Source organism: Metabacillus malikii (assembly GCF_030813355.1).
Classification (GTDB): domain Bacteria; phylum Bacillota; class Bacilli; order Bacillales; family Bacillaceae; genus Metabacillus; species Metabacillus malikii.
This window is the reverse complement of record NZ_JAUSUD010000019.1, coordinates 1-12652: the sequence shown is the minus strand read 5'-3', so window position 1 is coordinate 12652 and position 12652 is coordinate 1. Positions and strand designations below refer to the sequence as shown.

The 12652-nt window shown below is 37.8% G+C and carries 8 protein-coding genes, 24 tRNA genes and 1 rRNA gene; 3 read left to right on the top strand and 30 right to left on the bottom strand.

Annotated elements, in window-relative coordinates; genetic code table 11:
• Nucleotides 1–17: 17 nt before the first annotated feature.
• Nucleotides 18–161 (top strand): protein YhfH, encoded by a 144-nt coding sequence (yhfH, locus tag J2S19_RS16450; protein WP_307344230.1) that lies wholly within the window; start codon nt 18–20, stop codon nt 159–161.
• Between the two features lie 147 nt (nt 162–308).
• Here the strand turns inward: yhfH and J2S19_RS16445 are convergent, their stop codons facing one another.
• On the bottom strand, nt 309–1328 hold the full coding sequence (locus J2S19_RS16445; RefSeq protein ID WP_307344229.1) for a LacI family DNA-binding transcriptional regulator: 1020 nt from the start codon (nt 1326–1328) through the stop codon (nt 309–311).
• 471 nt (nt 1329–1799) lie between these two features.
• Here J2S19_RS16445 and J2S19_RS16440 point away from each other — a divergent pair, with 471 nt between their 5' ends.
• Nucleotides 1800–2243 carry a hypothetical protein gene (locus J2S19_RS16440; protein WP_307344228.1) on the top strand — a complete coding sequence of 148 codons (444 nt, stop codon included), beginning with the start codon at nt 1800–1802 and terminating at the stop codon, nt 2241–2243.
• Between the two features lie 38 nt (nt 2244–2281).
• On the opposite strand, the gene hemH is transcribed toward J2S19_RS16440, so the two are convergent.
• The 3 genes from hemH to J2S19_RS16425 all read right to left on the bottom strand — a co-directional run bounded on the left by hemH (nt 2282) and on the right by J2S19_RS16425 (nt 6655).
• Nucleotides 2282–3193: a ferrochelatase gene (gene hemH / locus J2S19_RS16435; protein WP_307344302.1), complete on the bottom strand. Its 912-nt coding sequence runs from the start codon at nt 3191–3193 to the stop codon at nt 2282–2284.
• 80 nt (nt 3194–3273) lie between these two features.
• The gene (hemE, locus tag J2S19_RS16430) at nt 3274–4326 is read right to left on the bottom strand and encodes a uroporphyrinogen decarboxylase (RefSeq protein ID WP_307344227.1); all 1053 of its coding nucleotides are present in this window, start codon (nt 4324–4326) and stop codon (nt 3274–3276) included.
• 190 nt (nt 4327–4516) lie between these two features.
• Nucleotides 4517–6655 carry a transglycosylase domain-containing protein gene (locus tag J2S19_RS16425; RefSeq protein WP_307344226.1) on the bottom strand — a complete coding sequence of 713 codons (2139 nt, stop codon included), beginning with the start codon at nt 6653–6655 and terminating at the stop codon, nt 4517–4519.
• A gap of 136 nt (nt 6656–6791) precedes the next feature.
• Between J2S19_RS16425 and J2S19_RS16420 the strand changes: the two genes are divergently transcribed.
• Nucleotides 6792–7274 (top strand): antibiotic biosynthesis monooxygenase family protein, encoded by a 483-nt coding sequence (locus J2S19_RS16420; RefSeq protein WP_307344225.1) that lies wholly within the window; start codon nt 6792–6794, stop codon nt 7272–7274.
• 483 nt (nt 7275–7757) lie between these two features.
• Here the strand turns inward: J2S19_RS16420 and J2S19_RS16415 are convergent, their stop codons facing one another.
• From J2S19_RS16415 to rrf, 26 genes are all read right to left on the bottom strand, one after another.
• Nucleotides 7758–8681 carry an aldo/keto reductase gene (locus tag J2S19_RS16415; protein ID WP_307344224.1) on the bottom strand — a complete coding sequence of 308 codons (924 nt, stop codon included), beginning with the start codon at nt 8679–8681 and terminating at the stop codon, nt 7758–7760.
• A gap of 408 nt (nt 8682–9089) precedes the next feature.
• Nucleotides 9090–9163, bottom strand: a tRNA-Arg gene (locus J2S19_RS16410).
• Nucleotides 9164–9196: 33 nt separating this feature from the next.
• Nucleotides 9197–9271 (bottom strand) — tRNA-Asn (locus J2S19_RS16405).
• A gap of 21 nt (nt 9272–9292) precedes the next feature.
• Nucleotides 9293–9369, bottom strand: a tRNA-Ile gene (locus J2S19_RS16400).
• 14 nt (nt 9370–9383) lie between these two features.
• A tRNA-Gly gene (locus tag J2S19_RS16395) sits at nt 9384–9457 on the bottom strand.
• A gap of 12 nt (nt 9458–9469) precedes the next feature.
• Nucleotides 9470–9543: transfer RNA gene (locus tag J2S19_RS16390), tRNA-Cys, on the bottom strand.
• A gap of 9 nt (nt 9544–9552) precedes the next feature.
• Nucleotides 9553–9627 (bottom strand) — tRNA-Gln (locus tag J2S19_RS16385).
• 405 nt (nt 9628–10032) lie between these two features.
• Nucleotides 10033–10108, bottom strand: a tRNA-His gene (locus J2S19_RS16380).
• Between the two features lie 19 nt (nt 10109–10127).
• Nucleotides 10128–10201, bottom strand: a tRNA-Trp gene (locus J2S19_RS16375).
• Nucleotides 10202–10205: 4 nt separating this feature from the next.
• Nucleotides 10206–10289 (bottom strand) — tRNA-Tyr (locus J2S19_RS16370).
• Nucleotides 10290–10303: 14 nt separating this feature from the next.
• A tRNA-Phe gene (locus J2S19_RS16365) sits at nt 10304–10379 on the bottom strand.
• Nucleotides 10380–10584: 205 nt separating this feature from the next.
• Nucleotides 10585–10661: transfer RNA gene (locus tag J2S19_RS16360), tRNA-Asp, on the bottom strand.
• Nucleotides 10662–10664: 3 nt separating this feature from the next.
• Nucleotides 10665–10741: transfer RNA gene (locus J2S19_RS16355), tRNA-Met, on the bottom strand.
• Between the two features lie 197 nt (nt 10742–10938).
• Nucleotides 10939–11031, bottom strand: a tRNA-Ser gene (locus J2S19_RS16350).
• Nucleotides 11032–11051: 20 nt separating this feature from the next.
• Nucleotides 11052–11128: transfer RNA gene (locus tag J2S19_RS16345), tRNA-Ile, on the bottom strand.
• A 69-nt stretch (nt 11129–11197) separates the two neighbouring features.
• Nucleotides 11198–11274 (bottom strand) — tRNA-Met (locus J2S19_RS16340).
• Nucleotides 11275–11298: 24 nt separating this feature from the next.
• Nucleotides 11299–11374 (bottom strand) — tRNA-Ala (locus J2S19_RS16335).
• A 19-nt stretch (nt 11375–11393) separates the two neighbouring features.
• Nucleotides 11394–11470, bottom strand: a tRNA-Pro gene (locus tag J2S19_RS16330).
• Between the two features lie 4 nt (nt 11471–11474).
• A tRNA-Arg gene (locus J2S19_RS16325) sits at nt 11475–11551 on the bottom strand.
• Between the two features lie 9 nt (nt 11552–11560).
• A tRNA-Leu gene (locus tag J2S19_RS16320) sits at nt 11561–11649 on the bottom strand.
• Nucleotides 11650–11658: 9 nt separating this feature from the next.
• Nucleotides 11659–11733 (bottom strand) — tRNA-Gly (locus J2S19_RS16315).
• A 14-nt stretch (nt 11734–11747) separates the two neighbouring features.
• A tRNA-Leu gene (locus J2S19_RS16310) sits at nt 11748–11830 on the bottom strand.
• A gap of 12 nt (nt 11831–11842) precedes the next feature.
• Nucleotides 11843–11918 (bottom strand) — tRNA-Lys (locus J2S19_RS16305).
• Nucleotides 11919–12397: 479 nt separating this feature from the next.
• Nucleotides 12398–12473 (bottom strand) — tRNA-Val (locus J2S19_RS16300).
• A gap of 3 nt (nt 12474–12476) precedes the next feature.
• Nucleotides 12477–12551: transfer RNA gene (locus tag J2S19_RS16295), tRNA-Glu, on the bottom strand.
• Between the two features lie 7 nt (nt 12552–12558).
• Nucleotides 12559–12652, bottom strand: a 5S ribosomal RNA gene (gene rrf, locus J2S19_RS16290); the annotation flags it as partial.

The window sequence follows — 12652 nt, the reverse complement described above, 5'->3', positions numbered from 1 at the left end:
CATTGGAGGTTTGCAAAATGTTAATAAAAATAACTGATTTTTTCAGAAACTTACCAAAAAAACAATGTAAAGAATGCGGCAATGAAATGGAAGAGCAGCATGAGTGCTATAGTCATACATGCAATAGTTGTATAGAACAATTGCAAACTATTAGTAAGTAATATTATAAAATGTTCTTATTATATTTATAGATTAAGATGTAAAAGGGTGACTTAAAATGGCAGACTCTAAATATCCAAGTTATAGTTCCATAACTATACATGGTATTTAAGAGTCAAGGCCTTTTTAAGTCACCCTATTTAATCCTATTAAGATGTCGCTACTAGCTTTGAATTTACTAAAGTAGATTCACGTATAGCTAAAGTAGCTGTAAATTCATGCGTTTCTCTAGAACGGTATTGTTTCTTATGTATCTTATCAACGATAACATCAATTGCTTTTGCAGCCATTGTTTCAACGGGTTGGATAACTGTTGTAATCATCGGATCCATCAATTCGGTTATTTCCATATTATCAAATCCGACGACAGCTAAATCTTGAGGTATGACCCAACCGTGTCTTTTTGCCTCGGATATGATTCCTGCTGCAACAGAGTCACTACCAGTGAAAATGGCTGTTGGCGAATTACAGTTATGATATAGTTGATGAAAGATATTTTTACCATCACTTATACTTGAGACATGTTGAAAGTAATCCTCCCTATGTATCGATAGACCGGCTTCTGCAAGAGCTCTTTTAAAACCAGTCTCTCTTGCCTGTAACGTTACTTTATCAGTCCCATTTGTACAATAGGCGATTTTACGATGTCCACTTTCAATTAAATGTTTTGCTATTGTATAGCCACTTTTCATTTGATTCATAAAAACCATTGGAACTTCAACATTCTCAATAATTTCGTTACAAAGCACAATAGGTCCATAATCTAAATGTGCATCGATTATTTTCCAATCATTTTCACAGGATGTCATGATGACACCATCAACCTGTTTTGTTTTAAGAAGGTCTAAATAAGTTCTCTCCTTTTTGTCTGAATACTGTGTTTGGCAAATAATTAATTGATAGTTTTTTTCAGACGCTGCAATTTCTAGCCTTTCAATAAGTTGACTAAAAAAAGGTGTCGAGATTTTCGGAATAAGGACCGCAATAATACCAGTCTTACGATTTCGCAAACTTCTTGCAGAAGAATTTGGCACATACCCCAAGTGCTCCATCGCCTCTATAACAAGTTTCCTTTTTTCTTCTGAAACGTAAGGATGGTTATTCAATACTCTTGACACAGTTGTTCTGGATAAACCCGCTAGTTTTGCGACATCTTCAATGGTAGACAAAATTTCTCCCTCCCCTTAGGCTCTATATTGCCCACCTTGTTTGACACTTGGAAACGTTTTCAGTTTTGATTATATGGGAAGACGAATGAAATTTCAATCCTTTTTTGTATTGATTGATTACAGAAACCACAAAATCTAAATAACCTCCTTTTAGGTAAATGTGTGAATTAATTGATTTACCATTTTGAAGATTGTCTTGTTATAATTATATAGTCTTAAAAAAACAAGAAGTTTTCAATTATAATCTAAGGCACTAATCTAATAAAATGTATTTTTTTATCCTAAATTTAGAAAGGATTGGTTAGAGCCGATGTACGAGTCTCCTGTGAATGCGAGTACACGTGATGCAACTAACCAAGGACGACGTGTTTAATACCTCAGTCTATTCTAAAAATCTAGTACTACAATGAAAATATAATGTATAATATGAAGAACATATAGATGCAATAAGATTGGGGGATAAACGATTAAATGGGAAACTATTTAAGACTTATATTTGGAATAGTACTCACTGTGTTTGGACTTGTCATGACAGGTGGAGTGTTAGTAGGGATTTCAGATGGAGATAGCACCTTTGCTTCGGATTTTGGTCCATGGTTAATCCTTGGCTTCGTCCCTTTAGCAGTAGGTATCGGTTTAATTATTTCATTTATTAAAAAGAAAAACCATAAAAAAACACAACAAATTGAAAACAGACTGTTAAAATTTGCACAGAAAAACAATGGTCATATTACAGCAGCAGAATTAGCAATGGAAACCTCATTAAATTTTAAACAAGCAGAAACAATACTAGAGGATTTTGTTAAGCAAGGTATTGCCACTCGTAAAATATCTGATAGCGGAATATTTGTCTATCAATTCCCAATGGTATCGGATAGTGAAAAATCTAATGCAAAAGGTATATACGAACTATAAAAACAAGGGTGACTCCAAACACGAGTCACCCTTAGTTTTTACTTATTTAAATGTTTCATTACAACAGTTGCTAAGCAGTCAATAAACTCAGGCTGTGCATTAGGCATTGCAGGTCGATAATAATTGGCACCTAATTCATCTGTTACAACCTTACACTCATAATCATTATCATATAAGACTTCTAAATGGTCTGCAACAAATCCTACTGGAGTATAAACAAAGCTTCGATAACCCTTCTCAAATAATTCTCTCGTTAAATCTTGTACATCTGGTCCTAACCATGGGTCAGGAGTATTACCAGCACTTTGCCAGCCGACAGCATAATCAGATATTCCTGCAGCAGTTGCGATTAATTCAGCAGTCTCCTGTAGCTGTTGTGGATATGGATCACCCATTTTTGTGATTTTTTCTGGGAGACTATGCGCCGAAACAACAAGTACTGCTTGTTCCCGCTCAGAAGGTTCCATTTCCTTATACACTTCCTGAACACGGTTGGACCAGTAGTTAATAAATTTCGGTTCAGTATACCAGCTTTCAACAGAAGTAATCTGAATTCCATACTTTTCAGCCTCTTCTTTTGCACGTCCGTTATACGATTTTACACTAAAAGTAGAAAAGTGTGGGGCTAAAACGATACTTACTGCTTCAGTTAAACCGTCTTGATTCATTTCTATTACCGCATCTTCAATAAACGGTTCAATATGCTTTAAGCCGATATAAAGTTTAAATTCGATCTCATCTTGAAGACTATTTAAATGTGCTTCAAGTTTTTCACCTTGCTCAACTGTTATTTTCGCAAGAGGTGATATTCCACCAATTGCCTCGTAACGATTTTTTAAATCTTGTAGCATCTCAGGTTCTGGTTTTCGACCATGGCGTATATGGGTGTAATACCTTTCAATATCCTCTTCTTTATAAGGTGTGCCATACGCCATAACTAATAATCCCATCTTTTTCTTCACGTTTTTTCACCTCTAGTTGTTCTTTTAATAATAGGCATAAATTCAAATGTTAATAGCTTCACATAAGATTAAATCTTTACTTTTGCAGTTCTTGAATATTCATGCACAAAAGATGTTAATCTCTTTAACGTCTCTGGATTCACATCTGGAAAAACACCATGACCTAAATTAAATATATAGCCGCCTTGTTCCATACCTTGATTTAATATCTCTTTCGCTCTTTCTTCAATTACTTCCCATGGAGAAAGCAAGATAGCTGGATCAAGATTCCCTTGTAATGTTTTCGTTAAGCCTAAAGAGCGTGCATCCTGTATTGGCATTCTCCAATCAAGTCCAACTACGTTTAACGGAAGGTCATGCCATTCTTTCGCTAAATGACTTGCACCGACACCAAACATAATAAGCGGCACATTCTCACCTTTTAACTCACTAAAAATTCTCTCCATAACTGGTTTTATATAATAGCGGTAATCAGCTACATTTAAAGCACCTACCCAAGAATCAAACACTTGAATTGCTTTTGCCCCAGCACGGATTTGTGCCTTAACATATGAAATACTCATATCGGCAAGCTTGTCCATTAATGCAAACCACGCTTTCGGTTCTGAATACATAAATGCTTTCGTTTTATTATAATTTTTCGAAGGGCCACCCTCTATCATATAGCTTGCAAGCGTAAAGGGCGCTCCTGTAAATCCTATTAAAGGAACATTTAGCTGTTCTTTTGTTAGCAATTTAATAGTTTCTAACACATAAGGAACATCCTGCTCCGGGTCAATTTCACCTAATTTTTCGATATCTGCTAAGGATCGAATCGGGTCATCGATAACTGGACCAATGCCTGACTTAATTTCAACGTTTACCCCTATCGCTGGTAATGGTGTCATAATATCTTTATATAAAATAGCTGCATCTACATCATATTGCTCAACAGGTAATCTCGTAACATATGCACATAATTCTGGTTGATGAGTAATTTCAAATAAACTGTATTTCTCTTTTATTTCTCGATATTCAGGCTGAGAACGGCCAGCTTGTCTCATATACCAGACAGGAACATAATCCGTTTTCTCACCACGACATGCTTTTAAAAACGTGTCATTGATTTTCCTTTCAGACATCCAAAAAGTCCACCTTTCTATGTAAGAAGCGAAAACTCCTTTATTAAATAATAGTTATTATAATCTAATACTAATTCTATATTATTTTCTCATCCTTTACAACTATAACGTTTTCAGTTGAGAAAGTATAGATGGTACAGCCAAATGTCGAAAAATAGTCGAAATCCAATGTTCATCTTGTCATTAATTCTTACCTATTACCTAATAAATGTGGCTGACTAACCGCTTTCCCTTCTCCCTCTTCTTTTGTTTGGACGTTGTAAGGGACAATTATATATGTTGTTGCCGAAAACACATTTGTATAAGGAATTTCAAAATATCCTTTCCCTTTCACAGTACCAACTAATTCTTGTTTAGCTCCATTTTGCTTATAAATTCGGTATTCAACACGCTTATCTTTCGGTTCCTCCCATTCAAGCGTTAATGTTATTAGTCCTAGTGGTGTAAAGGTATACTTTGCCTGAACCTGTTCGATTTTTTCCACCCGGATTGGATTCTCTAAATCCTTTACGTTTTTCGGTTTTTTAAAAGTAACATTTTTATCTATATTCGCAGTCGTAAGGATGTCTTTAAATAGCTTCGTCGGATAAGCACTTCCAGACGTTAAATGATGTTGTTCATCGGTTTTATCGTATCCCATCCAAATCGCACCAACAACATTTTCTGTAAATCCTACAAACCATGCATCCTTGGCAGCACCTTTCACTTCTGTATATGAAGTTGTGCCTGTCTTTCCAGCTAAATCACCTGGAAAATCTCCATTTTTAGCAGTACCTTCAGTAACAACATGCTGGAGCATTCTTTTCATTTGCCATGCTGTTTGTGGTGTAAGTACTTCTTTTCCCTTTGAATCATTAGAAGCGATAATCTCGCCTTCTCGATTTTCAATTTTACTTATGAGATGTTCTTCACTATATTTCCCGTTTGTTGCAAATGTTCGATAGGCATTTGCCATCTGGATTGGTGTAACTCCTCTAGAAAGCCCACCTAATGCAATTGCTAAACCTTCATCCTCTATAGAAATACCAATCTTCTCGAGATATTCCTTACTATGATTAATACCAAGTTCTGAAAGGGTCCAAACTGCAGCAGCATTCTTTGATTGAATAATTGCATCAAACATCGATACAGCTCCTGCATATTGGTTGTCAATATTAGTAGGTGTATAATCACCATACGCTACCTTCTCATCCTTTAACAGTGAGTATGGCTTAAATAACTTCTTTTCAATAGAAGGAGCATAAACAGCAATTGGTTTAAACGTAGAACCAGGCTGTCTCGTTACTTTTAATCTGTTAAGACCCTTTGGTACATAATCACGACCTCCGATAGCAGCCAGTACCCCACCTGTCCTGTTATCTAAAAGAATAAACGCTCCTTGTACCGAATCATCAGTCCCTGGAAAATATTCTCCTTTTTGAAATAAATCAAACGCTGTCTTTTGAAGCTCCTTTTTTAGAGGTACGGTAATTGTATAGCCCCCTCTTAGGAGTTCTTCATTAGAAATTGCATATTTTTCTTTCGCCTCATCAAATACCATATCAAGATATGTCGTTAACCACGGACTTTCCTGCTTTTTGTTTACGTTCAGCTTAACGGTCTTGCCTTGCTTCCTTACAGAGTCATCATAAGTCAAATATTTCTGATCGGCCATCAACTTTAAGATTACATTTCTCCGTTCTTTACTTTTCTCAATATGGTCAATAGGAGAATAAGTAGAAGGTGCTTTAGGAATTCCTGCTAATAGTGCCCCTTCTTCTACCGTTAAATCTGAAACATCTTTATTAAAGTATAATTTTGCAGCAGCTTGAATTCCATATGCGCCATGTCCAAAATAAACTTGATTTAAATACATTTCTAATATTTTTGATTTACTATAGCGATTTTCCAAGTTAATAGCAATAATCGCCTCTTTTGTTTTTCGAAAGAACGTTTTATCATTTGTTAAAAATATATTTTTTGCTAATTGTTGCGTTATCGTACTTCCTCCCTCTACTTTACCACCGGCAAGTATATCTTTATATACCGCCCTACCAATCGCTTGAACATCAATACCATGGTGTTTATAGAAACGTTGGTCTTCCACAGATATGAAAGCATTTTGCACGTGCTCTGGTACTTCTGAAAGCTTAACTAGCTCTCGATTCTCTATATATAATTTTGTAATTTCATTTCCTTCTAAATCGACTAGTGTAGACGCAGTATTCATGACTAGCTTTTCTTCATCAAGTACATAATCTCCCATGAAGATGATAAATAAATATCCTAAAAATGCAATAATGACAGTAAAAAGTACACCTATGCTTGATACTAGTAACTTTTTCTTCATATGCATCACCTCTTTCTCTTTTAGTATTGTTAAATTTAGGTAGGTATATGCTTCAGTTTTGGGAATTAGTATGATTGTTCGATGTATACTAAATGTATAGTATAGATTATCATACATTTTTAAGGGGGTAATAATTTTGAAGTTTTATCTAACATACGGGACTGAAGATTATTTATATAAGTTAATGAACAAATTTTCACAATATCCACTTAGACTACTTGGAAATGAAGATACTTGCATACTATTTTACGAGACAAATGAACCTTCGATATTTAAAGCACCAAAAACGTATGATGTCCTACATGCCACAGGGAGCCTTAATGAAGGATATACTGCAGCATTTCAACATATAACGGTTACTGACGAAGGCATTCCTTTATTCGAGAAACAATTCCTAGATATAGCAGATATGATTAAAGATGCTCCTGGTATTTCAGCAATACGTATTCTTCGTCCGAAAAGAAGTAATACATATATTATCTTAACATTATGGGAAAACGAACAATCCTATCAAACCTTTCATCAATCGGATGAGATGATGAATTTAAGTGCGGAAACCAATTGGTTTTCTAAACAACCCTATGTAAAGAAGTACTTCCCTATTAGTATCGAAGAGTAAATAAAATATGTCGTCCTATGTTGAATAGCTTAGGACGACATATAAGAATAACGACAACGTATGTAATTTTGACAATATTTCCTTGGAAATGACGACTTAATTCTACAATGCTTTTAATAGAAATGTAGAAGAATTAGTTGCATCCCCTTTACAATGCTCGATTTGAGCCCTATATTGACAATAATCTAGCTATGACAGAAATAACCCTCTTATATTGTATGCAAATTGACAATTAAAACTTCTCGAGCCCCTCTTAAAAACGGCTGCATGAGTCTTACACATCCTCTTCAAGCGACACTAAAAAATGTGTGAAATAAATAATATTGGTAGAATCTCATTCTAGTTCCGAAGAAAGAGCGAATCAAAAAGAAGCCAACTTCCAATACACAATATAGATAGAATAAATGACTTACTAATCTATATTGTGTTATAGGAAAGCTAGCTATTATTTTTTGGTCATCATTATCTTTCTAACTGAATGACTTACCTTTTAAATTTCTCAATAAATCTAGTTGGGTACTCACTAGGTAATCTACTTATATCATCTAAACGATTCCATTGCTCACTCGACAAATTCCATCCTATACATCCTATATTTTCTTCAAATTGTTCCATACTTGTTGCACCGAATATAGGTGATGTTATCTCTTCTTTATTGATTAACCAATTCAAAGCAATTTGTGCTGGTGTTTTATCTATTTCACTAGAAATACTTTCAATTTCACGTAATATATTAAAATTACGATTATTTGCTCGATATTCCCAACTCGATTCTCCTACGCCATTAGCTAAACGACCACTAGTAGGCACATTACCTGACCTGTACTTACCAGACAAAAATCCGCCTCCTAATGGTGCCCACGGAACCACACCAACATTTTCCTCTTTACAAAGCGGTAAAACTTCTCGGTCCATCTCACGGTTAATTAAGCTATACTGAGGCTGAACAGAGATAAAGCGGACTAAATTGTTAAAATCACTATAAGACAAAGCCTTCATCATTTGCCAAGCTAAAAAATTTGAACAACCTATGTATCGAACTTTACCTGAGGTAACTAAATCATCCAAAGTTCGAATCGTTTCCTCAATAGGAGTTAAGTTATCCCAAACATGTAATTGGTATAAATCAATATAATCAGTATTTAATCTCTTAAGACTTTGTTCTACACCTTCAATAATACGACGCCTTGAATAGCCAAAATCATTAGGATGCGGACCAACACGCATTCTAACCTTAGTAGCTAATACAACTTCTGATCTACGTTCCTTAATCGCTTTACCAACAATTTTTTCAGATTCACCACCAACATATACATCTGCCGTATCAATAAAGTTGCCTCCACTATCAAGAAAGCGATGAATCATTTCTATTGAATGATTTTCATTAAGCTCTTTACCAAATGTCATCGTTCCTTAACATAATTCTGAAACAAGTAATCCACTTCTACCTAATGTTTTGTATTTCAAATTCCCACTCCTCATAAAAGTTATACAGGCTTGTATATATTCTATATTAAAACCAGTATTCCTTTTAGTGGCCCTATCAAATTTTCTAACTCATTAATTAATATGTACTAGTCTCTGTAATACATTATGAGGATCCCCAAGGTAACGAGGTCATTCCTCAAAACTTTGCAGAAATCATTACGTTTCAGTTATAAAAAAGTACATGAAGTAAAGAAATTTCCTATTCTATTCTTTTAAATTGTACATTTCTTTTCCTTTTTAAGATTCTATTCCACATGCTGTAAAATGTAAAAAACACCTCCATACTATGGAAGTGTTATAGAAAGTATATATGTATTTGTTAATGTACGCGCCTTAGAGGATTCGAACCTCTGACCGACGGCTTAGAAGGCCGTTGCTCTATCCAGCTGAGCTAAAGGCGCATGATAAATATTTCATATAAATAATTTTCTAAGTGGCTCCGCAGGTAGGACTCGAACCTACGACCGATCGGTTAACAGCCGATAGCTCTACCACTGAGCTACTGCGGAACAATCAAACTAATTAATTCATGGTGGGCCTAAATGGACTCGAACCATCGACCTCACGCTTATCAGGCGTGCGCTCTAACCAGCTGAGCTATAGGCCCATAATAAATATTATTGGAGCGGGTGAAGGGAATCGAACCCTCATCATCAGCTTGGAAGGCTGAGGTTTTACCACTAAACTACACCCGCATGATTTTTATATGGAGGCAGCAACCGGATTTGAACCGGTGATAAAGGTTTTGCAGACCTCTGCCTTACCACTTGGCTATGCTGCCTAAAAAGTATGGCTGGGCTAGCTGGATTCGAACCAACGCATGTCGCAGTCAAAGTGCGATGCCTTACCGCTTGGCTATAGCCCATTGAATAAACTTCACGAAATACTCCCCTGAATTTGCTTCAAGAAACCTCACCGCAAGAGGATATTTTGGGTTATTTCTGCAAGGAAATAACGCGAAATATCGTCGACTACTGAGTTGTACTTCTTATCAAATTTATAAGCACATTATCAGAAATTATTCTGCTAGAACTTCAGCTTATATGCTTAATAATAGAGGTTATTTCTGACAGGAAATAACACGAAATATCGTCGACTACTAAGTTCTACATATATAATAAATAAGTACACTATCATTAGTTATTCCATTTAGAAATCAAAACCTACATGATTGTAGATGGGTTATTTCTGACAGGAAATAACACGAAATACCGTAAACAACAAGCTCTCAACAGATATAATTTCGATTAACTTGATACATTTATACAAATGGGGCGGCTGATGGGAATCGAACCCACGAATGTCGGAACCACAATCCGATGCGTTAACCACTTCGCCACAACCGCCATCATATCAAATTTCACTTGGCAGGGGCAGTAGGAATCGAACCCACACCAAAGGTTTTGGAGACCTCTATTCTACCGTTAAACTATGCCCCTAAAATGGTGGAGGGGGGCAGATTCGAACTGCCGAACCCGAAGGAGCGGATTTACAGTCCGCCGCGTTTAGCCACTTCGCTACCCCTCCACTTATCAATAAAGTGGTGGCTCGGGACGGAATCGAACCGCCGACACATGGATTTTCAGTCCATTGCTCTACCGACTGAGCTACCGAGCCATATTTAAGTAAAGTATTTTCACCTTACATCGAATGTTTCTTCTCATACATTATCTGATATATCTAATATTAGATAGTATTTGTTGCTTTATAATTAGTCCATCGTCCTCATTTCAGTTTGCTTATTCAAGATGCAGTTCAATGAGTACGCTGATGCTTATTCAATGAAGCTTATTCGGTCGTGCTCTACCAACTGAGCTATAAATGGCGGTCCGGACGGGACTCGAACCCGCGACCTCCTGCGTGACAGGCAGGCATTCTAACCAACTGAACTACCGGACCATTTGGTTGCGGGGACAGGATTTGAACCTGCGACCTTCGGGTTATGAGCCCGACGAGCTACCAGACTGCTCCACCCCGCGATAATAAGATTATACAAAATATTTCTATACTCATAGATACTGCCTACTATTGACCGCCCCGATTTCAGTTTGTTTATTCGAGATGTGTCTCAATCGGTGCGCTGATGCTTATTCAGTGAAGCTTATTCGTTCGTGCTCCAGCCCGCGATAATAAAAGAGTATTATAATAAGTTCTTTCAAAACTAGGATTAAACTTATGGAGGAGGAAGGGGGATTCGAACCCCCGCGGGTTTTGACACCCCTGTCGGTTTTCAAGACCGATCCCTTCAGCCGGACTTGGGTATTCCTCCATCATTATAATTTTAATACTTGGTGGACCTTGTAGGACTCGAACCTACGACCGGACGGTTATGAGCCGTCTGCTCTAACCAGCTGAGCTAAAGGTCCATATTCATAATGAATACGGATTTAAATCATACAACAAGTTTAGATATAATGCAAATATTAAATTTTTAATGGTAGCGGCGGAGGGGATCGAACCCACGACCTCACGGGTATGAACCGTACGCTCTAGCCAGCTGAGCTACGCCGCCAAAAAATTGATTATCATTAGATTATGGTGGAGCCTAGCGGGATCGAACCGCTGACCTCCTGCGTGCAAAGCAGGCGCTCTCCCAGCTGAGCTAAGGCCCCATAATATATAATATTACAATGGTCGGGAAGACAGGATTCGAACCTGCGACCCCTTGGTCCCAAACCAAGTGCTCTACCAAGCTGAGCTACTTCCCGAATATGGCGCGCCCGAGAGGAGTCGAACCCCTAACCTTTTGATCCGTAGTCAAACGCTCTATCCAATTGAGCTACGGGCGCTCACCTAAATGGTGCCGAGGACCGGAATCGAACCGGTACGGTAGTCACCTACCGCAGGATTTTAAGTCCTGTGCGTCTGCCAGTTCCGCCACCCCGGCATTTATTTCTGGAGCGGAAGACGGGATTCGAACCCGCGACCCCCACCTTGGCAAGGTGGTGTTCTACCACTGAACTACTTCCGCATCAATTATCGAAGTGCGGGTGAAGGGACTTGAACCCCCACGTCACTAAGACACTAGATCCTAAGTCTAGCGCGTCTGCCAATTCCGCCACACCCGCAAGGTGTGTAAATGGTGAGCCATGAAGGACTCGAACCTTCGACCCTCTGATTAAAAGTCAGATGCTCTACCAACTGAGCTAATGGCTCATCTTAAAATGAGTAATCTTATTTATTGTTTTACTTGTTTCTGACGCCCAAATCTCAGATAGTTAATCCAAGATGCAGCTCAATTTGTGCGCTGTTGTTTTGCTTCGCAGCTTACTCGTTCGTGCTCTACCAACTGAGCTAATGGCTCATTTTATAATGAGTTAATCTTATTTTATTATCTAACTTGTTTCTGACGCCCAAATCTCAGATAGCTTATCCAAGAAGCAGCTCAATTTGTGCGCTGATGTTTCACTTCGCAGCTTATTCGAACGTGCTCTACCAACTGAGCTAATGGCTCATTTTATAATGAGTAATCTTATTTATTTGTCTTACTTGTTATTGACGCCCAAATTTCAGATAGTTAATCCAAGATGCGGCTCAATTTGTGCGCTGATGTTTTGCTTCGCAGCTTATTCGAACGTGCTCTACCAACTGAGCTAATGGCTCATCATATAATGATTAATCTTTCAAAATATCAATGGTGGAGGATGACGGGATCGAACCGCCGACCCTCTGCTTGTAAGGCAGATGCTCTCCCAGCTGAGCTAATCCTCCGATTGGTGACCCGTACGGGATTCGAACCCGTGTTACCGCCGTGAAAGGGCGGTGTCTTAACCGCTTGACCAACGGGCCTTTATATACCTGGCAACGTCCTACTCTCACAAGGGGAAGCCCCTAACTACCATCGGCGCTGAAGAGCTTAACTTCCGTGTTCGGCATGGGAACGGGTGTGG